This window comes from Pectobacterium atrosepticum (assembly GCA_019056595.1).
Taxonomy (GTDB): domain Bacteria; phylum Pseudomonadota; class Gammaproteobacteria; order Enterobacterales; family Enterobacteriaceae; genus Pectobacterium; species Pectobacterium atrosepticum.
Genome location: CP036163.1, coordinates 717291 through 740438 on the forward strand (window position 1 = coordinate 717291; position 23148 = coordinate 740438).

The 23148-nt window shown below is 51.9% G+C and carries 17 protein-coding genes and 1 pseudogene; 11 read left to right on the forward strand and 7 right to left on the reverse strand.

Translation table 11 applies throughout. From position 1 onward, the window contains the following. Positions 1 to 179 precede the first annotated feature (179 nt). A complete protein-coding gene (pspF, locus tag DCX48_03855; GenBank protein ID QXE13715.1) occupies positions 180 to 1169 on the forward strand; it encodes a phage shock protein operon transcriptional activator in 990 nt (329 codons plus the stop codon). A 68-nt stretch (positions 1170 to 1237) separates the two neighbouring features. Here pspF and DCX48_03860 read toward each other — a convergent pair whose 3' ends face one another. After that, positions 1238 to 2758: a 1,3-beta-glucanase gene (locus DCX48_03860; GenBank protein QXE13716.1), complete on the reverse strand. Its 1521-nt coding sequence runs from the start codon at positions 2756 to 2758 to the stop codon at positions 1238 to 1240. A 213-nt stretch (positions 2759 to 2971) separates the two neighbouring features. On the opposite strand from DCX48_03860, the pseudogene DCX48_03865 reads away from it, so the two are divergent. Further along, positions 2972 to 3034: pseudogene (locus tag DCX48_03865) on the forward strand (hypothetical protein). Between the two features lie 199 nt (positions 3035 to 3233). On the opposite strand, the gene DCX48_03870 reads toward DCX48_03865, so the two are convergent. After that, on the reverse strand, positions 3234 to 4067 hold the full coding sequence (locus DCX48_03870) for an SDR family oxidoreductase (protein QXE13717.1): 834 nt from the start codon (positions 4065 to 4067) through the stop codon (positions 3234 to 3236). Positions 4068 to 4161: 94 nt separating this feature from the next. Here DCX48_03870 and DCX48_03875 point away from each other — a divergent pair, with 94 nt between their 5' ends. The 8 genes from DCX48_03875 to DCX48_03910 all read left to right on the forward strand — a co-directional run bounded on the left by DCX48_03875 (position 4162) and on the right by DCX48_03910 (position 12563). Further along, positions 4162 to 5103, forward strand: coding sequence for a LysR family transcriptional regulator (locus DCX48_03875; protein ID QXE13718.1), 942 nt, complete (start codon positions 4162 to 4164; stop codon positions 5101 to 5103). A gap of 111 nt (positions 5104 to 5214) precedes the next feature. Continuing rightward, on the forward strand, positions 5215 to 6903 hold the full coding sequence (sapA, locus tag DCX48_03880) for a peptide ABC transporter substrate-binding protein SapA (GenBank protein ID QXE13719.1): 1689 nt from the start codon (positions 5215 to 5217) through the stop codon (positions 6901 to 6903). Further along, on the forward strand, positions 6900 to 7865 hold the full coding sequence (sapB, locus tag DCX48_03885; GenBank protein QXE13720.1) for a peptide ABC transporter permease SapB: 966 nt from the start codon (positions 6900 to 6902) through the stop codon (positions 7863 to 7865). Before sapA ends, sapB begins: the two co-directional genes overlap by 4 nt. Beyond that, positions 7852 to 8742, forward strand: coding sequence for a peptide ABC transporter permease SapC (sapC, locus tag DCX48_03890; protein QXE13721.1), 891 nt, complete (start codon positions 7852 to 7854; stop codon positions 8740 to 8742). The genes sapB and sapC overlap by 14 nt, the downstream gene beginning before the upstream one ends. 16 nt (positions 8743 to 8758) lie before the next feature. Then, on the forward strand, positions 8759 to 9751 hold the full coding sequence (sapD, locus tag DCX48_03895; protein QXE13722.1) for a peptide ABC transporter ATP-binding protein SapD: 993 nt from the start codon (positions 8759 to 8761) through the stop codon (positions 9749 to 9751). After that, on the forward strand, positions 9751 to 10566 hold the full coding sequence (gene sapF, locus DCX48_03900) for a peptide ABC transporter ATP-binding protein SapF (GenBank protein ID QXE13723.1): 816 nt from the start codon (positions 9751 to 9753) through the stop codon (positions 10564 to 10566). Before sapD ends, sapF begins: the two co-directional genes overlap by 1 nt. A gap of 152 nt (positions 10567 to 10718) precedes the next feature. Next, positions 10719 to 11507 carry an enoyl-ACP reductase FabI gene (fabI, locus tag DCX48_03905; protein QXE13724.1) on the forward strand — a complete coding sequence of 263 codons (789 nt, stop codon included), beginning with the start codon at positions 10719 to 10721 and terminating at the stop codon, positions 11505 to 11507. Between the two features lie 501 nt (positions 11508 to 12008). After that, a complete protein-coding gene (locus tag DCX48_03910; GenBank protein ID QXE13725.1) occupies positions 12009 to 12563 on the forward strand; it encodes a hypothetical protein in 555 nt (184 codons plus the stop codon). An 85-nt stretch (positions 12564 to 12648) separates the two neighbouring features. Here DCX48_03910 and DCX48_03915 read toward each other — a convergent pair whose 3' ends face one another. The 4 genes from DCX48_03915 to DCX48_03930 all read right to left on the reverse strand — a co-directional run bounded on the left by DCX48_03915 (position 12649) and on the right by DCX48_03930 (position 20764). Beyond that, entirely contained in the window at positions 12649 to 13620 is a 972-nt protein-coding gene (locus DCX48_03915; GenBank protein QXE13726.1) for an FAD:protein FMN transferase, read from the reverse strand. Positions 13621 to 13703: 83 nt separating this feature from the next. Further along, the gene (locus DCX48_03920) at positions 13704 to 16580 is read right to left on the reverse strand and encodes a flavocytochrome c (GenBank protein QXE13727.1); all 2877 of its coding nucleotides are present in this window, start codon (positions 16578 to 16580) and stop codon (positions 13704 to 13706) included. A 348-nt stretch (positions 16581 to 16928) separates the two neighbouring features. Then, positions 16929 to 19295: a glycoside hydrolase family 31 protein gene (locus tag DCX48_03925; protein ID QXE13728.1), complete on the reverse strand. Its 2367-nt coding sequence runs from the start codon at positions 19293 to 19295 to the stop codon at positions 16929 to 16931. Positions 19296 to 19453: 158 nt separating this feature from the next. Then, a complete protein-coding gene (locus DCX48_03930) occupies positions 19454 to 20764 on the reverse strand; it encodes an MFS transporter (protein QXE13729.1) in 1311 nt (436 codons plus the stop codon). Positions 20765 to 21084: 320 nt separating this feature from the next. On the opposite strand from DCX48_03930, the gene DCX48_03935 reads away from it, so the two are divergent. Then, positions 21085 to 22155: a LacI family transcriptional regulator gene (locus tag DCX48_03935; GenBank protein ID QXE13730.1), complete on the forward strand. Its 1071-nt coding sequence runs from the start codon at positions 21085 to 21087 to the stop codon at positions 22153 to 22155. Here DCX48_03935 and DCX48_03940 read toward each other — a convergent pair. After that, a complete protein-coding gene (locus tag DCX48_03940; GenBank protein QXE13731.1) occupies positions 22146 to 23048 on the reverse strand; it encodes a LysR family transcriptional regulator in 903 nt (300 codons plus the stop codon). The two genes, DCX48_03935 and DCX48_03940, sit on opposite strands and share 10 nt — an antisense overlap. Positions 23049 to 23148: the final 100 nt, after the last annotated feature.

The window sequence follows — 23148 nt, forward strand, 5'->3', positions numbered from 1 at the left end:
ATCATCGTGACCAGACGAGCCAGTCGCGATCTCGTTCTAGATATATCAATAAGCATGCCAACTTTTAATTCCATTTAACTAACTGAAAATAAAAGAATAGATAATTTTGACTATTTTTTCCTTTTCGTTAGATTAGTCAAACACACTAATAGTTAGTAAAAATAACGCGGTGAAACATCATGATTCAGGAAAAAGAGAACCTGCTGGGCGAAGCCAACAGTTTTTTAGAGGTACTGGAACAGGTGTCGCAGTTGGCACAGTTGAATAAACCGGTGCTGGTGATCGGCGAACGTGGCACAGGTAAAGAGCTGATCGCCAGCCGCCTGCACTACCTTTCCCCGCGTTGGCAAGGGCCGTTCGTTTCTCTCAACTGTGCGGCGCTCAACGAGAACCTGCTCGATTCCGAGCTATTTGGTCATGAAGCGGGTGCCTTTACCGGAGCGCAGAAACGCCATCTGGGGCGCTTCGAACGCGCCGACGGCGGAACGCTGTTTTTGGATGAATTAGCCACAGCTCCGATGCTGGTGCAGGAAAAATTACTGCGGGTAATCGAATACGGCATGCTGGAGCGCGTAGGTGGCAGAGATCAGCTCCAGGTTGACGTGCGTCTGGTGTGTGCCACTAATGACGACCTGCCTGCGCTGGCTGCCAGCGGTAAATTTCGTGCGGATCTGCTCGATCGTCTGGCGTTCGATGTCGTGCAACTTCCGCCGCTGCGCGAGCGCCAGCAGGACATCATGTTGCTGGCGGAACACTTTGCCATTCAGATGTGCCGAGAATTGCATCTGCCGCTGTTTCCCGGCTTTACCTCTGCCGCACATACGACGCTGCTGAATTACGATTGGCCGGGCAATATTCGTGAACTGAAAAACGTGGTTGAGCGCTCGGTGTATCGTCACGGCGATAGCGAACAGCCTCTCGATACCATCATTCTTAATCCCTTCAGCCGGACTACCGCCGTTCAGGAAACACCTCTGCGTGCGGCAACTGGCCAGCCAGATTTACCGTTGGACATGAAACCGTGGCTGCTGGAACAAGAGAAGGGCTTGATTAATCGAGCGTTAAATCAGGCAAAGTTTAACCAGCGCAAGGCCGCTGAACTGCTGGGGTTAACCTACCACCAACTGCGTGGATTGCTGAAGAAACATGATATTGCAGTGAATGAGTGAAGGTCTGGAAAGAAAATGCGGGCGAATTAACGCCCGCACTATCAGTCGGTTAATGGGGTAATAACGCGCTATTGCGGCTCAGCGCCCCATACCAGCGTGCCTTTATCATGCACGGTGATCTTATCCCAGTTGGTGTAGCTCGTGACGTTAGCACCGTATGAATAGTCATTCGTTTCATTCACGTTGCTCCAGTCACCAGCGTGAATGCGGACCTGTACCTCACCGGTCTCCGCGCCCGGTTGAAGGGAACCGGCTCCGCTGCTGAAGGTCACCAGAACATAGCGATTGGCCTTATCGGTGCTGGCGGCAGGCATCCCCGTGCTGGTCACGATGTTGTTAGGGCCGACATTCGCCCAATCAACAAAGAGGTTCGCACCCGGTTTACCATCATCGTGGAAGTAGTAACGTACTTGCAGATCGCTGAGTTTGATCGGCGTACTTCCGGTATTTTTGATGTTGAAGGCCATACGAATTGCATCATCGGAAGGGTTGTTATCCACATTACGATATTGCAGCACGACGTCACCCGTTGTTCCATTGCCTGGGTTAGTCGGCTCCGTTGGCGTGGTCGGCGTATCGCCACCACTCAGGTCTGCACCCGCACGAACCTGCTCTCTGACAAATTTTCCTGACGTCGACAGATTCTGCTCCGTCCAACCGCCTGATTTACTCGCCCCTGGAGTCAGCGCCGCAGACGTCTCAGACTTATCGCTTAGTGACCAGTTTACCCAGCTTATGCCACGGTTATTCAGGAAATCGATCCAGGTTTGCGATTCTGGCAGGAACGGCCCGCCATTGCCGGACGCATCGCTTGTCCCCCACTCGCTGACGAAAATTGCGGCACCGCGGCTTTGCGCATAATCGATACGATCGCGCAGGAACTGCCCGTGCGTACCGGCATAGAAATGCAGCGCGTACATCGTATTCGGATCGGGCAACAGATTGTCCGCCGCATCATGGATGTCCTGGCTCCAGGTCCCGCTGCCGACGATAATAAGGTTATCAGGATCTTTGCTACGGATAGTGTCAGTAACATCCAGCGCATAAGGCCGAATCTGTCCGTTCCACGTCACGCCGCCGTTTGGCTCATTGGTGATTTCATAAATCACGTTCGGCGAGTTACCATACAGCCCCGCCATTTCAGCAAAGAAGGTTTTTGCCTGCGCTTTATAAGTATTGGGATCGTTATCCGACAAGGTGTGCCAGTCGATAATGATGTAGATGCCAAGGCTTTGCGCCGCCGCAACAGCCTCTTTTACCTTATTGGCGAGGGAAGGGTTAGCAATATAACCATTCTCCGCCGTGTACATGGCAACGCGAAACACATTGATCCCCCAGTCGTCACGCAGCCATTTTATCGAATCTTTGTTTACGTAATCACCAACCCACTGCAACCCGTTCGAGCTGATTCCTCTCAGTTGCACTCTTTTTCCCTGCTCATCCACCAGTCGCCCATTTTCGATGGACAGTTGGCCATGTGTTTCCACCGGCGTGGCGGATAATGCGGAGAAACTGAGCGACATGCCCAGCACCGTTGTTACCACACCTAACGTCAATTTCCTGACGATTTTATTCCTTCTGATCCACATATTCCTTATCTCCATTGTGAACACCCATAATCTTGGGTATAGGCATGATAAGGGAGATTTCCACTCACGAAAATAATTTAGGAAATATCCAAATCATATTGATTTAATTAATTATTTACAAATAAATAGAAAGCAGGATAAGGATGTGGCGAAGCCATTTAGTGGGCAAAAAAAAGCCAGCACGTAGGCTGGCTAAAATAATACTGGAAGCAATGTGAGCAATGTCGTGCTCTCCTTCAGTGTCTGCGAGGAGCCACTGCTGAAGTGCGAGAATAATGATAATAGTTATCAGTATCATCTGTAAAGTACTTTGTTGAGAATTTTTCTCATTTCCATACTGACTATAGGGTTCTTGCCCGTGTATCCATCTCTACTCGGGACTCTGTTTGGGAAATGGATGATATTGCACGCTAAGGCTAAAATTCAACCATAGTCACCGTCGAGAAAACCATAGCTAGCATAATTTCTCTTTATGTCACAAATCCTTATCTACACTCAGCGCTACCGTTCTGGTTTCCTCCAGGATCTGGATCCGAGTGTTCAGCGCATCGCGGATCGAGTGGTATGCCTTGCTGCCGAGTGCCAGGCGGAAAGGTGGAGTATCTGCATCCGCAGCAGCAATAATGGCCTCTGCCGTTTTAGCCGCGTCACCTAGGATGGCAATACTGCCATCTACCAACCCCCTGCGTACATCACCAGCCGGTGTATCATCGTAACAGTCCATCTGCTGGGCAATATCCACCCCGCTGGCGAAATTCGTATCAGTAGGTCCAGGTTCCGCTATCAGAAAATCAATCCCGAAAGGAGCCACTTCCTGCGCGACAGATTCAATGAATCCTTCAATACCCCATTTGGTAGCGTGGTACAGACTGAAATTTGGCCAAGCAATTTGGCCGCCTTCTGACGATACCTGAACAATACGCCCGCCCCCCTGACGACGCAGATACGGCACCGCGGCACGAATAAACTGAATGGAGCCGGTGAGATTGGTAGAAATCTGCCTGTCTATCTGCGTATCACTGACCTCTTCCGCTGCGCCGAACAGGCCGTATCCGGCATTACTCACCAACACATCAATATGGCCAGCACGATCAAATGCTGTTTGCACGGCTCTGCGTATTGCTGCGGTATCGGTTACGTCCAACAACAGGATGTGCAGTTGTTCGCCATATTCCGCCAACAATTCGTCCAAGGCTCCTGGACTGCGCAGTGTGGCAAATACTCGGTCACCCCGTGCCAGCAGGCGCTCTGTCATCACCCTCCCTAATCCGGTGGACGTACCGGTAATAAACCACGTTTTTACATTCATTGCTGTTCTCCACAAAAAATCATTAATCCGCAATCACAGATTATGGCAACATGGTTAGCATGATAAGACTCAACAAATAGCACGAAGAGGTGAAATAAAATCACCAATGAAAACACCAACACTCTCTGATCTGAAAGCGTTTATTGCGGTGGCTGATCAACGTAGTTTTCGACGCGCAGCGGATCTATCCGGTGTTACCCGATCCACGCTAAGCCATGCCATTTGTGGGTTGGAAGAACGTCTTGGTGTCCGGCTGCTGCACCGCACCACACGCAGCGTGGCACTGACAGAAGCTGGGGAGCAATTATTACAACGGATGCGACCCCATCTCAACGGACTGGAACAGGCGTTGGAAGAGGTAGCTGACACGCAGGGGCAACCGATCGGTAGTCTACGTATTAACGGGGGTGAAGAGGCTATTCGTCTCTTGCTGCATACCGTGGTGCCCAGCTATCAGGCACGTTACCCCAGCGTGGTTCTAGATTTGGTCGTCGATGGAAGGCTGGTGGATATTGTCGCTGAGGGGTTTGATGCAGGCATTCGGCTAGCAGAAGATGTTCCTAGAGATATGGTGGCAATACGTTTTGGTAATGATATGCGTTTTCTGGCGGTGGCATCCCCTGCATATCTGATGAAACATCCTGCTCCATCAGTGCCAGATGATCTGGTGCAACACCAATGTATTCGCCAAAGATTACCCAGTGGAAGACGTTATCGCTGGGAGTTTTCCCGCCATGGGCAGGACGTTGCTCTTGATGTTCCCGGCACGCTGACACTAAACAGCTCACCGTTAATGGTGTGTGCCGCTATACAAGGATTAGGGATTGCTTATGTTCCTGAAGTTCACGCGCGGGCGGCGCTGGATGATGGCAGGTTGGTGACGGTGCTGGAGCCTTGGAGTCCTCCTATCCCCGGTCTGTGTCTTTATTTTCCCGCCAATCGCCATATGCCCGCCAGCCTGCGAGCCTTGGTAGATATGATTAAGAAAACGCCAACTATAGTCAGAAACGTGGTGGCTGAAATCAATAAGACGTAGCAGGCTCAGTGTTAGCGATTGAAAATTAGCCAGACGCACACAACAAGAGTGGGGAGGATGCCAAGAGTACGATACACTCTCTCTATAATCGTATTGACTGAAAAATCCCGTATGTTCGGAAAAACCTGTTTCGCACTGGCATTCACCTGGCTGGCTTTGCCTGCACTGGCCGCACCGCAGTCCGTGCTAACGCCACCTGCTCCACTGGAAAATATTCGCCAGAGCGGTTTTGTCTATTGCGTCAATGATGTCCTAAACACGTTTAACCCGCAGATGGCACGCAGCGGCGTTACGATTGATACGCTGGCGGCGCAGCTTTACGATCGCCTGCTGGATGTCGATCCTTATACTTATCGCCTGATGCCGGAACTGGCGCAGCGTTGGGACGTGTTAGATAACGGTTCGACGTACCGTTTCTACCTGCGCCACGATGTGCCATTCCAGAGTACCGACTGGTTCAGCCCGACCCGCATGATGAATGCCGACGACGTGATATTCAGTTTCCAGCGCATGCTGGATAAAAAACACCCGTATCATGATGTCAACGGCGGCGAATATCCCTATTTCGACAGCCTGCAATTTGCCGATTCAGTGCAAAGTATTCGCAAGCTGGGCGAGTACAGCATTGAAATCCGCCTGAACAGCCCAGATGCCTCTTTCTTGTGGCATCTGGCTACGCATTACGCCCCGATTCTGTCCGATGAATATGCCCAACGTCTGGCGAAAGAGGATAAAAAGGAGATGCTGGATCGCGAACCGGTCGGCACCGGGCCTTATATGCTCAATGAATACCGCAACGGGCAATATATCCGGCTGACGCGCAACGCTGATTATTGGCGCGGTTTGCCACGTATGCCGCAGGTGGTTATCGATCTCGGTTCCGGCGGTACGGGTCGCCTATCCAAGCTGTTGACGGGCGAATGTGATGTTCTCGCTTATCCGGCGGCCAGCCAGTTGACCATCCTGCGTAATGACCCGCGTCTGCGTCTGTCGCTACGTCCCGGCATGAACGTCGCCTATTTAGCCTTCAACGTACGAAAACCGCCGCTGGACGATCGCCGCGTGCGAGAAGCCATCGCGCTGGCGATCAATAACGACAGGCTGATGCAGTCAATCTATTACGGCACGGCGGAAACCGCCGCCTCTATTCTGCCCCGGGCCTCGTGGGCGTACGACAATGAATCGCAGGTTACGGAATATAACCCGCAGAAAGCGCGACAAATCTTGCAGGAACTGGGGCTGACTAACCTAAACCTTCGCCTGTGGGTGCCCAGCACCTCTCAATCCTACAACCCCAGTCCGCTGAAAACGGCAGAGCTGATACAGGCCGATCTGGCGCAAATTGGCGTCACCGTCACCATCGTGCCGGTAGAAGGCCGCTTTCAGGAAGCACGACTGATGGAACTCAGTCACGATTTAACACTGGCAGGTTGGGCAACGGACAGTAACGACCCGGACAGTTTTTTCCGACCGTTGTTAAGCTGCGCGGCGATTCGTTCTCAGAGCAACTACGCACACTGGTGCGATCCTACCTTTGATGAAGTGCTACAAAACGCGCTCTCGTCACAGCAGCTCTCTAAGCGGATTGACTATTATCAGCAGGCACAGCGCATTCTGGCAGAACAATTACCCGTTCTACCGCTAGCGTCATCATTGCGATTACTCGCCTACCGCTACGACATGAAAGGGCTGGTATTGAGCCCGTTCGGCAATGCCTCGTTCGCAGGCGTATTCCGCGAGGATCAACAAGCGCAGCAGAAGCCCCCTGCACCGGAAACCGTGGAGGAAGCACAGCCGTGATTATTTTTACCTTGCGACGTCTGGTGTTATTGTTCGTGACATTGTCACTGCTGACGCTGGTTGGCTTCAGCCTCAGCTACTACACGCCTAACGCCCCGCTCAATGGCGCAGCGTTGTTTGATGCCTATCATTTCTACCTCACCAGCCTGCTTCAGGGCGATTTCGGTCGTTCCAGCATTAACGGGCAGGCCATCAGCGAACTGCTGAAAGAAGTGTTCCCAGCCACGATCGAGCTTTGTCTGCTGGCGTTTGCGCTCTCGCTGCTGGTCGGTATTCCGCTGGGGATTACCGCAGGCGTGATGCAGAATCGCAGCGCGGACATCGTGATCAGCACGCTGGCACTGATCGGCTTTTCCCTGCCGGTGTTCTGGCTGGCGCTGCTGTTGACGCTATTCTTCTCGCTGCATCTCGGCTGGCTGCCGGTTTCAGGCCGCTTCGATCTGCTCTATCAGGTTAAAACCGTGACCGGCTTTGCGCTGATTGATGCCTGGCTGTCAGATTCACCGCATCGGGGTGAAATGATCGCCAGCGCCATACGCCACCTGATTTTGCCAATTACCGTGCTGGCCGTCGGGCCGACCACCGAGGTGATTCGCCTAATGCGCGTCAGCACCACGGACATTATCAGCAAAAATTACATTAAAGCGGCGGCAACCCGTGGGCTTTCGCGCTTTACGATCATTCGTCGCCACCTGATTCACAACGCGCTGCCACCGATTATCCCCAAGCTAGGGTTACAATTTTCCACGATGCTGACGCTGACGATGATTACCGAAGTGGTCTTTAATTGGCCGGGCGTGGGTCGCTGGCTGGTGAATGCTATTCGTCAGCAGGATTTCGCCGCGATTTCTGCGGGCGTAATGGTGGTCGGCGCGATGGTCATCACGGTCAATATCCTGTCCGATATTTGGGGTGCTATGGCAAATCCGTTGAAACACAAGGAATGGTATGCCCTACGATAACGTCTATAGCGAAAAGCGGCTGCCTAGCCGACTGGGCGATACCTGGCGGGCATTCCATCAAGATATGCTGGCGATGGTCGGGCTGTACGGTTTTCTGATCCTGATCGGCCTGTGCCTGTTCGGCAAATTTCTTGCGCCTTATGAAGTTGACCAGCAATTTTTGGGCTATCAACTGCTGCCCCCTTCCTGGTCGCACTACGGCGAAGTGTCGTTCTTTCTCGGCACCGATGATTTAGGGCGCGACCAGCTAAGCCGCCTATTGAGCGGTGCGGCCCCCACCGTCGGTGCGTCGCTCATCGTCACCTACGCGGCGGCGCTGTGCGGCATCGTGCTGGGTGTCTTTGCTGGCGTCACGCGCGGGCTGCGTTCGGCGATGCTCAATCATATTTTGGATACACTGCTGTCGATACCGTCGCTGTTGCTGGCGATTGTGGTGATTGCCTTTATGGGCCCTAAGCTCGAACACGCAATGCTCGCCGTCTGGCTGGCGCTGTTGCCACGCATGGTGCGCACTATCTACAACGCCGTACACGATGAAATGGACAAAGAATACGTGATCGCCGCCCGTCTTGACGGTGCCTCAACGTTTTATCTTGTCTGGTACGTCGTCTTACCGAATATTGCTGCGCTGCTGGTTTCCGAGTTTACCCGCGCGTTGTCGATCGCTATTTTGGATATCGCTGCGCTGGGTTTTCTCGATTTAGGCGCACAGCTACCAACCACCGAATGGGGTGCCCTGCTCGGTAACTCACTGGAGCTGGTTTATGCCGCGCCGTGGACCGTGATGCTGCCCGGTGCGGCTATCGCGCTGAGCGTGTTAATCGTCAATCTGCTGGGCGACGGCATCCGCCGCGCGCTCGTCGCGGAAACGGAATAAGAGGCGACGACTCCCTATGCCATTACTTGATATCCGTAACCTGACGATTGAGTTTCTGACCGCCGACGGCGCCGTAAAAGCCGTCGATCGCGTCAGTATGACGCTGAGCGAAGGAGAGATTCGCGGGCTGGTGGGCGAATCAGGCTCAGGAAAAAGCCTGATCGCTAAAGCCATCTGTGGGATCACCAAAGATAACTGGCGCGTGACCGCCGACCGCTTCCGCTTTGATGATATCGACCTGCTGCAACTGTCGTCGCGCGAGCGGCGTAAACTGGTCGGCCATAACGTTTCCATGATTTTTCAGGAGCCGCAATCCTGTCTCGATCCGTCCGAAAGTGTGGGTCGGCAGTTGGTGCAGGCAATTCCCGGCTGGACGTATAAAGGCCGCTGGTGGCAGCGATTTAACTGGCGCAAGCGCCGCGCTATCGAATTGCTGCACCGCGTCGGGATTAAAGATCACAAAGACATCATGGGCAGTTATCCCTATGAACTAAGCGATGGCGAGTGTCAGAAAGTGATGATTGCCATCGCGCTGGCGAACCAGCCGCGTCTGCTGATTGCCGATGAACCGACCAACGCGATGGAATCCACCACGCAGGCGCAGATTTTCCGCCTGCTATCGCGCCTAAACCAAAACAATAACACCACGATTCTGCTCATCAGCCATGACCTACAAACCATGAGTAAATGGGCAGACCGGATTAACGTGCTTTACTGCGGACAAACAGTAGAGAGCGCTACCTGTGAAGATTTGATCACCGCGCCGCATCATCCTTATACGCAGGCGCTGATCCGCGCAATGCCAGATTTCGGCCGCTCACTGCCACACAAAAGCCGGTTAAATACCCTGAACGGCGCGATCCCCTCACTGGAACACCTGCCGATTGGCTGCCGACTCGGCCCGCGCTGCCCTTATTCACAAAAACAGTGTATGCAAACGCCGCCGCTGCTCTCCGTGAAGAACCACTTATATGCCTGCCACTTCCCACTTAACATGGAGGAGCCGTAATGGTTGAGATGCTGCTTGAAGCCCGCAACCTAACTAAGACGTTCCGCTACCGAACCGGGCTGTTTCGTCGTCAGCATGTTGAGGCGGTGAAGTCCGTCAGCTTTACGCTACGTGAACGCCAGACGCTCGCCATCATCGGTGAGAACGGTTCGGGGAAATCGACGCTGGCCAAAATGCTGTCAGGCATGATCGCTCCGACGTCCGGTGAGCTGGTTATCGATGATCATCCGCTGCATTACGGCGATTATGGCTACCGCAGCCAGCGCATCCGCATGATTTTTCAGGATGCGAGCAATGCGCTCAACCCGCGTCAGCGTATCGGGCAACTATTGGATGTTCCGCTGCGGCTAAATACCGACCTCAGCGCCGAAGCGCGCGAAAGAGCGATTAATCAGGCGCTACAGCAGGTCGGGTTACGGCCCGATCACGCTTATTACTATCCGCACGCGCTCGCGCCGGGGCAAAAACAGCGCGTCGGTCTGGCGCGTGCGCTCATTCTGCAACCGAAAGTGATTGTTGCCGATGAAGCGCTGGCTTCGCTGGATATGTCTATGCGGTCACAGATTATCAATCTGATGCTGGAGTTACAGGAAAAGCACGGTATCTCTTATATTTACGTGACGCAGCATCTGGGCATGATGAAGCACATCAGCGACCAGATTCTGGTGATGCAGGCAGGCGAAGTGGTCGAACGCGGCAGTACTGCCGATGTGTTGTCCGCCCCGCTCCATGACCTGACGAAACGTTTGATTGCCAGCCACTTCGGCGAAGCGCTCAGCGCCGATGCCTGGCGACGAGACGGCGCACAACGTTAATCTTCGCGCACTACGACAACTGCTCGGAGTACCCCTACCGTCCCCAACATGGTAGAATTGCGCGGTTTATTCATCTCGGTCGTCACTTGCCACGTATGTTTACAGGCACAGAAGTGGCGATCGCAGCAACAATGATCACAAGGATTACTGCTATGGGTTTTCTTACCGGTAAGCGCATTCTGGTAACAGGTGTTGCCAGCAACCGTTCTATTGCCTACGGTATTGCAAAAGCAATGCAACGTGAAGGTGCCGAACTGGCGTTCACGTATCAGAACGACAAATTGAAAACACGCATTGAAGGCTTTGCCAGCGAGCTGGGTTCCAGCATCGTTCTGCCGTGTGATGTCGCGGAAGATGCCAGCATCGAAGCACTGTTTACCGAACTGGCTAACGTATGGCCGAACTTTGATGGCTTCGTGCATTCCATTGCTTACGCACCGGGCGACCAACTGGACGGTGACTACGTTGATGCTGTTACCCGTGAAGGCTTCAGCATTTCTCACGACATCAGCTCTTACAGCTTCGTCGCGATGGCGAAAGCCTGCCGTAAGATGCTGAACCCGAACTCTGCGCTGGTTACCCTGTCCTATCTGGGTGCTGAGCGTGCCATCCCTAACTACAACGTGATGGGTCTGGCAAAAGCCTCTCTGGAAGCGAACGTACGTTACATGGCAAATGCTATGGGTGCTCAGGGCGTGCGCGTCAACGCCATCTCTGCTGGCCCGATCCGTACACTGGCTGCATCTGGCATCAAAGACTTCAAGAAAATGTTGTCTCATTGTGAAGCCGTTACGCCAATCCGCCGTGTCGTTACCACTGAAGACGTAGGCAACTCTGCTGCGTTCCTGTGTTCCGATCTGGCCGCCGGTATCTCCGGTGAAGTCCTGCACGTTGACGGCGGCTTCAGCATCGCCGCGATGAACGAGCTGGAACTGAAATAAGTTCTCACCGCTAACGGTGTTTCAACAATGCGCTCTTGAAAAGGAGCGCATTGTTATTTCCCCATCCCCAAAAGAAGATCGTCAGTACGATCATCCTTCATAGATAAAATATAATAATTGAATTAATGCATACAAAATAATATGCATGGAAAAGTATGTTTGTGCAGAATAAAATCCCATACAAAAAGCAACCCCTAACATTAATAACTATATATTTAAAAATATTGAATTTTTATCATTTATCCATAAAAAACACAAATGCATAATACTCATTAAATAACAAAGGAATAGTGAATTAATTACAGATGTATTAAAAAATAAATCCTGTCAAATCAAAAGAATGATAAATAATAAAGCAGAACGCAAAAAACAAATCTTCATCTATTATTTACCTGCGCGCCAGTCGAGCCGTATTTTATTTTTCCACAAAAAATTTACACGCTAATTATTTAACGTTTAGTTAAATAATATATTTACCTATCATTTTAAAACGAGGTCATTATGAGTAACGCTGATGCATCTAGTTTCAAATCCAGTAATAGTATTATCAACATCATTGTTGTTATTGATACGGATAGCATTATTAATGATTTTACAGGTAAAAACCCCAGCAAAAATGAAAAAAGCCCGACCCCTATTGGCCATCAATATTCGTATATGGTTGTCGCTTCTGAATCGGCCATTAGTGGTTCAGGCACAGCCGATCTTAATATCAGCGCCAATGTTGGTGATGTGATTCGCTGGACCGGAACATCAGAATCGGGGAACTTTGACTCCAGTGTGTTGATTTATGGTTTACCAAAATTTGGTGGGCAAGATGTATTTACCAGCCCAACCTTTAAAATGTACACAAAGACCTCAATGCTGCCAGCGCAGAACGGTCCTTTTCCAGTAACGTATACCGATCAATCTTACTGGTTCATTCAGGCGGATATCAACCAGAAAGGCAAAGAAAACTATCAAGTGCAATTCGGGTTGTACTATCGCCCAAATGGGGGGACGCAGGAGCTTTTTGGTTATTTCCAATGGGACCCGACGATCACTGTTAACAATTAAAAATACACATCGATTAATAGTATTACTAAAAATGGATGGCCGATTTTTCTTGGCCATCTATTTGTCTATTTTAGAATAACGATAACTACAACATAGTCACCAAATAATCCTCATCCAGCAATTCAAACCGATAGTGCCGCTGCGAAGAAAAGATTATCTCTTTATTCTTCGTCACAAAAACAGCTTCAATATCTTGCAGATTCTTTAGAAAGTGAATGCCTGCGCTCACGCCCATGCCATAGAGTAAGGTGGTGTAGGTATCACCGTCGAGAGAGTCGTTCGAGATAACCGTCACGCTGTGCAGCTCATTATCTAGCGGGTAACCCGTCTGGGGATCGAGAATATGGTGATAGATACGATCGTCCACGGTAAAAAATCGCTCATAAACACCGGAGGTCACCACGGATTTATTCTTCACCTTAATCACACCGAGCAGACTATCGCGGTCCGCAAAAGGTTTCTGCAACCCGACACTCCATAGCCCTTGCTCATCCGTCAACGCACTGCCGATAGCCAGTACATTACCACCCAGATTAATCAGTGCATCCTGAATAGCGTGTTGACGCAGGACGTCCCTGACGATATCGGCAATATACCCTTTCGCAATCGCACCCAGATCGATCTCCATTCCTGCGTTTTCTAATAACACGGCGCAGTCTTGCTCTCTGAGGATAATACGCTCGGGATGCGTTAATAGCAGCGCCCGATGTATCGATTCTTCATCAGGCACCGTGCAGCCGCTAAAGCCAATTTTCCATAATTTGACGACGGGGCCAATCGCCACGTTAAAACCGCTGTTTTCAATCAAGCTCACCGTTTTGGCACGTTTAATCAATTCAAAAACAACCGGGCTGACCGAAACATAATCTTTTCCCGCTGCGTGGTTGATGCTCATCACTTCCGACTGTGCTCGATTAACAGTGAGTACGTCTTCGAGCTGCTTGATACGCTGAAATACCTGCCTGACCGCGGTTTCATCATGGGTAAACAGTTTAAGCAGAATGGGACTGCCCATCAGATGTACGGAATAGACGTAAGCGTTATCGACAGAAGGCATAAGGGGATTCCCATGAACGAAGGAGGTACTGAGAGGAAACGGTGGAAAATGGCGAGCGCCTTTTCATACGCTCGCCAGTAGCGCTATTCTTCTATCATAACAGACTGTTTTTCAGCCGTTTTAGCCATAGATGTCACAAACTTGGCTTTACGCGCCTTGGTAGGAAAAATGCCAGAATGGCGCGGTGAATTCGCATAAGCCGCCGCCTGAATCCCCGCCTGAATGCCGAAGATGATGATATCCGCTACGGCGTTGCCGCCAATGCGGTTCGCACCGTGAATCCCCCCCACCACTTCTCCTGCCGCATAAGCACCGGAGATTGTCTCTTTATGTCGATTCAACACTTCCGCTTTCTCATTAATCGTCACCCCACCCATCGTGTGGTGTACACCCGGCGCGACTTTAATGGCGTAGTAAGGTGCTTGATTCAGCGGATCGCGCATGCCCGTTGAACGACCAAAGTCTTCATCGTGTTTCCCTGCAATAAAGGTATTGTAGCGTTCGAACGTGGCTTGCAACGCAACCTGCGGCATGTCGAGCTTGTCGGCCAGTTCGGTGACGCTGCTGGCGCTGACGGTCAGCCCTTGGGCGACGTATTCTTCAACCGCCCGATTGCGGTTTCTCACCTGTTCATCGAACAGGATGTACGCGTATTCTTCCGGCAAGTTAACAATGGCTGACGAGACGTTATCGCGTGTTTCCATCTCGTTGAAGAAGCGTTCTCCACGCTGTGACACCAAAATAGCACCACCGCCGCGAATGGATTCGGAGATCAGATAAGAGGTCGTCTGTTCAACCGTTGGGTGGGTTTGAATTTCGCCCATGTCCACCGTATCCGCGCCAATCTGCTCCAACAGACGAATCCCGCCGCCCGTTGCGCCTTTGTGGTTGGTCGTGACAAACCCTTTCAGGTCTGGACGGTACGACTCCACCATCGCCTGATTCGCGCTGAAACCGCCCGTGGCAACAATCACCGCTTTTGTCGTAATCAGGCTTTCTTCCTGTTCGTCATTAACGACTTTGACGGCGGTCACTTTGCCCTTATCTTGCACAATCTCCGTCACCGACGTTTCCAGCAGGACCTCAATATTGTATTTATTGAGGTTTTTAATCAGTCCGCTGACCAGATAGCCCCCCACTGCTGCGCCGTTGGCAGGCCGATGCGTTCTGTCCACGCTCATACCGCCCGTCGTGGTGATGTCGCTCAGTTCAATATCGTGCTGCGCCAGCCAGTTAATCGCATCCGACGCATGATCGACGAAATATTGCACCAACGTCGGGTTGTTCTTCTGCTTTCCACTTTTCAGGGTTTCGTTATAGAACAGCGCGTGGCTATCTTCGATACCTCTGTTTTGCTGGAAGACCGTTCCCGCCGCGTTCATCCCGGCAGAGGCCTTGATGGTATTGCCGCCGATGACTGGCATCTTTTCAATGACGATAACGCGAGCGCCCTCTTCGCTAGCCTGAATTGCCGCCGCCAGCCCCGCGCCGCCGCTGCCAATCACCACAACGTCCGCTTCGCGGCGTGCATTCGGATTACCACCATCGGCAATAATGGCGTCTTTGCTCGATTTCACCATCGCCTTGGTGACGGCTTTTTTGATCGCCTCACTCTGCGCTGTTGCGCCCGTTACGGCGTCAACGTGTGGGCTATTGGTATCCAAAATACGTTCACGGATAATTTCAAAACTGATTTTCAGTGAATCATCGATATCACAATTATCCAACGCAATATCAGCGACCCGATTCTGCTCAAAATGGACAGTAATCTGCAATTCGCCACATTCGTCCTGAACGTTTTCCTGATACACCCCAGATTTAAATTTCTTGCCGGTTAAATTCACGTCCCGAATCATGGCTTCGACTAATGAAAAACGCCACAGCGGCTCGGGGATCATGAGTGCTTCACGTTTATCGCTGGCAATATAAAGATCGAGTTTTTTCTGCTCGGCAATGCAATCCGTCCAATCGGGATAAGCAATACAGGCTCTGCCAACAGCAATCAGGTCATAACCATTTTCTAACGCCGCATCGGCGTCTGCTTGATTGACGATATCGCCTACGCCAATAACCGGAATAGCTGCTAATGTCGCAGAACGACGAGCAACATATTTTTTAATCAGTGGCGTCGGATCATTTGTCTCGATAATGGACGAGCGCAGGATATTCCCCATAGAGAAGTGGACATAATCCAGCCCGCGCGCCGCCAGTTTTTCCAGCAGATAGATCGAATCATCAAAATGAATACCCGGCTCTTCAATCTCTTCTGGTGAGAAGCGATAACCGATAATGAACGCAGGATCGGCGTATTTATCGGCTACCTCGTGGGCGATATCCAGAACGGCAAGCGGAAACGCCGCGCGTTTGTCACGACTGCCGCCCCATTGATCTGAGCGTTGATTAGAGTGGGGAGAATAGAACTGTTGAATCAGGTAGGTGTTGGCGCCGTGTATTTCCACGCCATCAAACCCCGCCTGAATGGCACGATGGACGGCAGCGCCAAACTTTCCGATCATGGCTTCGACTTCATCGCCTGACAACGCGACCGGAACGATGGCACCCGCACGCGGTGCAGCAATGGCGCTAGGAGCAACCGGCGTCGCACCGCCAATAAAACGCGGTTCGACCATACGGCCGCCGTGATAAATTTGCAGGATCGCCGTCGAGCCTTTTTCTTTAATCGCCGTCGCAATTTTGGTCAGCCCGGCAATTTTGTCGTCGTTGTCGATCCCTATCGCGCCAGGAAAGGCCAACCCTTTATCATCAATAAAACAGCACTCTACAATCACGGTGCCGATGCTGCCTGCTCTGGCCTGATAATATTCCACCAGTTCTTTGGTCACGCTCCCATCGTAAAACCCACTACAGGTGGTCATGGGAGCCATCAAAACCCGGTTTTTCAGCGTAGCGCCGTTGGGAAGTGTAAAAGCGGCAAATAAATCATGGTGACTATTCTTCATAGTGAATACTCCACTTAAAATAAAAACTCTGTTCGCAAAGGAATCAGAAGCCGCCATGTTTTGTTTTTATTAATTTTTTCGGCTGATAATTCGCGAACTTATTACTTACCAAGTATCTATTTTTTTAACTGTTATAAAACGTTTTTTTACTATTTAAACTATTGTGTAGTTCCGCTGTTATTAAGGGTATTAGTACAACTCTTTTTTATATTTAATATCCCATTCACTTCATTAACATCTCTTTATCCTGACAGTAACCAATCGGATATTATTCATATTCTGCATAACAAAAAAAACGCCCCGGTAATAAGTCCGGGGCGCAATAGGAAGCGATAGGTATAGCGGTGACTATTGGTGTTGATAGGTATCCGTGCGAACGCCATTAATGTACAAATTGCGCTGCTCGCCTGCTGGCAAGCGCAGCGTCGCGTACTTCCAGGCTGGCTGATACTGTCCTTCTGACGTAAACGTGATGTCAATCCGCTGGCTATCCGCGCGGATTTCCCAACGTAACCACAACGCGTTTCCTTCACGCCATTGCCACGTTTCCCCATCATCTTCAAACAGCAGTCCACTGTCCGTGCCGCCTGCGGTAGGCGGAAAGAGCAGGAATTCGCGCTGTTCGTCTTCATGTTGGCTGACATACGCCGTTCGGCTCGACAACGGGATCATCGCTCCCGCTCTGACCAGCAGCGGCAGGCGTTCCAGCGGTGCATCTAACACTATCGTCTGTCCACCGCTGAACCATTGGCCGGAATAAAAATCGTACCAGCCAGACGTATTCGCGGGTAGATAGACTGTACGCTGGCGCTGCTCTGGTTCAACCACGCTGGCGACCAGAATGTCTCGCCCCAGCATGAAATCGTCGGTTTCCTCCAGCGTCGCACGATCCTGTTCGTGATCGAGGAACGTCGGTCGCAGCATCGGTTCATCGTCCGCACTGGCCTGCCAGAGCAACGTATAAAAATACGGCAGAAGACGATAGCGAAGTTCAATCGCGCTGCGTATTGCAGCCGTTACCGAGGGATACATCCACGGTTCGTTCACCGTATGGTCATCATTCCAGGAGTGGATGGTGAAACGCGGGTGCATCACCCCGTTTTGTACCCAGCGCACAAAAAGCTCGGCGTCCGGCTTGTCACCAGAAAACCCCCCGACGTCATGCCCAACATTAAACAAGCCGGACAGACTCATCCCTACTCCCATTCGGGTGTTGTAGCGTAGCGTCTGCCAGTTGGTGCGGTTATCGCCGCTCCAGGTCTGCACATAGCGCTGCATTCCCGCACAGCCGGAACGAGAGATTAAATAAGGACGCAACGTCGGGGCGAAGCGCTGTTGTGCTTCCAGCGAGGCGCGCATCATCAACAGCGGCATCAGCGGACGAATATTTTTGATCGCCATCGGTTGGCCGAACCCGTGACAACGGGCTTCGCCATCCCAGACTTCATACTCGTTGTTGTCATTCCACGTCGAGTCGATGCCTTTCTCCAGCAGTTGCCGAGTGACGTTCTCCTGCCACCAAGCCACCGTTGCGGGGTTAGTGAAATCAAGGTGAGAACCTTCGTCGTCCCAAAAGCTGGAACGTTCGGGCTCATCCGATTCGGAATCACGGATAAACAGCCCCTGCGCCGACACCTCATCGTATTTCGGGTGATCTTGCAGTAAACAGGGTTTGATATTGGCCGCCAGCTTGAGGCCAGCATCGTGGAACGCCTGCGACATCACTTCAGGTTGAGGGACTTTGTCGTGGTTCCAGTTAAACACATAACGCTTATTGTTAATCGACGTGTAGCCCGACGAGAGTTGAAACGAATCACACGGAATATGGTGTTCACGGCACAGCGCAATAAATTTCATCAACTGCTGCTGCGCATCGGGTGCATCGGTGTAATGCATGGTGGAACCGCTGTAGCCCAGACTCCATTTTGGCCCAAAGAGCGTTTTCCCCGTCAGCCGCACGAAGGCTTTTGTCACATCCAGCACACGTGGCCCAATAAACAGGTAATAATCGAGATCGCCCGCCTCCGCCTGATAGCGTCGATACGCCAGATGATAATTATCGATTTCATTGCCGAGATCGAGCCATGTCGTGCTCAGGTTATCGTAGAACAGACCAAAGCTGACATCCTCACGCCGGGTGATGGTGAAAGGAACATGCTTGTACAGCGGGTCGGTACTCGCCGCGTTGTAGCCCATAGCATCCAGATTACGAAACTCAAATCGGCGTCCAGTACGTTCAAGATCGCCTGCTTTTTCACCCAAACCATAATAGCGCTCTGTCGGGAAACGGCGCTGATAGTGCGCAACGCCCTCGCCGTGTGGGTTCAGCAGGTAGGCACTGGTCGGTCGGTCAGCAGCAAACGGCTGCCATTCGCCCTGCTCATCCCGATATTCCCACGCCAGCCACAGCGGCTGGTGAATCGTAATGCGCATCCGCGCGGTGCTGATACGCAGCACGTCGTCCAGATGTTCCAGTGAAAACCCCGGCAGGCTGAAACCGTCGCTACTTTCACGGTTGCGCCCCTCCCAAGGAACATCCTGCTGCGGCGCAATGCTCCAGGTGCGGTTCAGACTCAGTTCGCCATTCTGTTTAATCAGCACGCGGGCCAACATAGGCTCAAGCACGTACAGGCGAAAAACATGTCTGTCGTCCACCAGCAGCTCAACATGATCGGTGCTCTGATGACGAAACACCCAATTTTTCAACGTTTTCATACAGCGTCCTTTTCAGGAAAAAATAAACCAGCCGTTACGCTTGATGCAGGTCACGTAAGCCCATTGTTAGGAGAAACACGGGGATGAGGTTACCGTAGGAAAGCCTCACCCCGGGGTCGCTCCGTGTATCTCGCTTCTTAAACGGTCGGCATAAACCGTTATGCCTGCGTGCGCGTTTTCCCACGGCGTTCAGCAATAAACGCAATCAGAAAGACGGCACCAATCAGATCGAAGAATCCCATCGCCACAAACAGCGGATTAAACCCGATCTTGTCGGCAGTAACGCCAATCAGCAGCGAGAACAGAAAGCTGGCAATCCACGCAAACGAACCACGCATCCCGTTCACAGTTGCCATCTGCCCTTTATCAAACGACTCCACTACCAGTGCACTCAACATGCAGGAAATCACCTGATGGCCGAACCCACCGATAGAAATAAGGAGAATCGCCACCCACGGATCTTTACTGATGGCGACCAGCGCCAGTGACAGCATCAGAAATGCGCCCGTTACCGAACTGGCCACAATCGAGTTGACGCGTGAACAGCCGAACCAGCGGGCGTAAAGCCGAGTGAGGTAACCGCTGGCGATACTGCCCAGATCGGCAGCAAGAAACGGCAGCCACGCGAACATCGCGATCTGTTTCAGGTCCATACCGCGTTCATTCGCCAGATAGAGCGGCACCCAAAAGCTGAGTACGGCCCACGCGGGCTCCGCCATAAATGCCGGAAGCGCGATACCATAAAAGCGTTTATTTTTTGAGACCGTTTTCAGTGCGGTGAAGAAAGGCAATTTGACAGGGGGAGCTTCATTGTCCTGCCGGATGAAATCCAGCTCCTCACGGCTTAAATTGGGGTGTTCTTCTGGGTTATGGTAGAACAGCCACCACAGCACTACCCACATCAGCGCCAGCGCACCCGTGAACATAAACGCGCCCTGCCAGCCCAGATAGACATGCGCTACGACAATAATCGGCGGTGCCAGCATCGCACCGATTGAAAAACCGACTCCGGCCCAGCCTGCCGCAATCGGTCGCTCTTTCTTAGGGAACCATTCGCCCAGCGTTTTGGCGTTCGCCGGAGTTGCAGCGGCTTCGGACGCCCCCATAAAGAAGCGTAGAATCGCAAGGTGCACCCAACTTCCTGCTCCCGCGTGGAGTATGCACATGAGCGCCCATATCACCGCACAGATCATAAAGCCTATTTTCAGACCGATGACATCGATCAGCCAGCCGCAAATCGGCTGAAAAATGGTATATGCAAGCTGGAATGCACCCACAATCCAGGAATATTGTTCGGTGGTGATGCCCATACTGGTTTTCAGTTCTGGTGCCAGAATACCGAGCGAATTACGCGTGATGTAGTTAACGGTAACGCCGAGCAGAAACAGGCTCAGCATCCACCAGCGCAGGTTTCTGAATGTCCGTTTACCTTTGGTAGCGATGGAGGACGGATTGATGTCGAGACTCATGGTGACTCCTTTACAGGATAGTAGGGTTACATTGGTCTGATATCTCGAAGGCATTTTTGTATTTATAGCCTATCGGACGATCAGAACATTTTCATCTCATTGTATTTATTAGTTTAAATCCTATTTTATTACATGTAACCACTGAAATTGGTTTACCAAATTGAGAGTAGAACAATTGAAAATCGCGAAACACTCACTTTTTTGAAAACATTTTCATGATATGGTCGAAATGCAGGCAAAAAACCGCCTCGATCACCGAATAACAGGTGATAGATAGTGATGAAAACTTTGTCATTTTCAAAAGTGAACGGGATCACAAAATGAAAGGAAACCTGAAAATACGTGAAATCGCGCAGCGGACGGGCTACTCGATCAGTACCGTTTCACGCGTGCTGTCTGGTCAGTCCAATACCAGCGAGCGGGCCAAAGCAGACATCCTCAACTGCGCCCGTCAGTGCGGGGTATTGGCCGATCTCGCCAACGGCCGCCTGCTTTTGAACGGGCTGACTATCTTCGCCCCACCGCGTGCGTTTGATATTCGGTCCGATATCTTCTATCACAAGGTGGTGCAAAGCATTATTGATGCCCTGAAGCCACACGATGTGCGAGTGCGATACTGCGGGCTGGAGGAAAATGACAGCGACGTGGCGCTGTTTTTAGACAAAATGCGCGATCCGGCCACGGAGGCCGCCCTGCTTATCGGTATTGACGACCCGTATATTCACGCACTGGCGGCAGACAGCGGGAAGCCTTGCGTGTTGATTAACTGCATCGACCGTAAGATGAGGTTACCGGGTGTGGCACCAGCACATCGGTTAATTGGCGAGTTCTCCGCCCACTATCTCTTTGAACAGGGTCACCATACCGTGTTAACGCTATTGTGCCTGCGTCGCTACACGATGGAGCTGCGCCTCGACGGCATCCGCGATGCCTATCAGCACCATAACCTTTCTTTCTCCCCTGAAGAGCATTTGCTGGCGTTAGATAATTTCAGCACGGCGGATGCAGAACACGCGATGAGCGATTTTTTAGCCCGTTGCCCGCAGGACAAATGGCCCACGGCGATTCTGGCAGGCGGTGACTTTATCGCGGTTGGGGCGGTGAATGCACTGAACAAGGCGGGATTACGCGTGCCGCAGGACGTCTCCGTGATGAGCATGGATGGGTTCAATCTCTCCGCGATTCACGATGTGCCGCTAACATCGGTACATGTGCCGCGTGAGGCGCTGGGCGAAGAGGCCGTCAAACTGTTGCAATATCGTCTGATTCGCCCCGACGCCCCCGTTGGCAACCTGCTGTTAAACGGTACGCTGGTGATTCGCCAGTCCGTCAGACGGCTTCGCGGAAGCAAATCGGTTGCCCCGGTACAGGACAAAAGCCTCTATGACTGAGCCTGCAACCACTGCTGTGCCACGTCAAAGAAATTCTGTGCCAACGCCGTCGCTCTGCCCGCCTGCGCGATGACAACGGCAGGCTGGCGGCGCATCGGGGGAAATTGCAACGGACGCAGCGTTAACGCAGGCGTCATCTCTGGGATCAGGCTGCCGTGGGGCACAATCCCGCAGCCAAGCCCAACATAGACGCTTTGGATCAGTTGCAGAACGGAAGCGCTTTCTACCTTTACCCACGGCGAGACGCCCATTTCACGAAAATGGCTATCCAGATAGCGACGAAAATAGCGGCTGGCTTCCGCCAAACAGAGCGGTACGTCGGAAAGTGCATCGAGTGCCAGCGGCGCATCACCCACCAACTGCGGGAAATGGTGCGGATGAAACAACAGGTCAACGCCCTGCTCTGTCAGAGGCGATGCCTGAAAGTGCAGTTCTTGTAGCGTTGAAAATTCAAAAAAGCCGATACCAATATCCACCGAATGGGCATTCAACGCTTCCAGCAGTTGATCCGCGCTGAACAGCGAGATCTGGAAATCCAACTGTGGGTATTCCTCATTCACCGCCGCCAGCAGGCTCGACAACGCGATACTGCTTTGCGGCACCGCACCGATGCGCAATACCCCGCTCACACCGCGCTTCAGCGAAGCGACTTCCAGTTTTAATCCCTGATAAACTGAAACGATCTCCCGCGCCCAAGCCAGCACGCGCTCGCCTTCGGCCGTAAAACCTTCAAAGTTGTTACCCCGGTTGATTAACGCCAGATCCAACTCCCGCTCCAGATTTTTCAACCGCATGGAGAGCGTTGGCTGACTGACAAAACTGGCTTCCGCTGCCCGACCAAAATGGCGCTCTTTCTCCAAATTGCACAGGTATTGCAGTTGCTTAATATCCATCGTCGGACTCTGTAGTGGGTGAGCGACAAGTATACCGATAAACCGCCTCTATCCCACCATAGCCGTATTTGATTAGACGCGATCGCCGACGACACCTAAA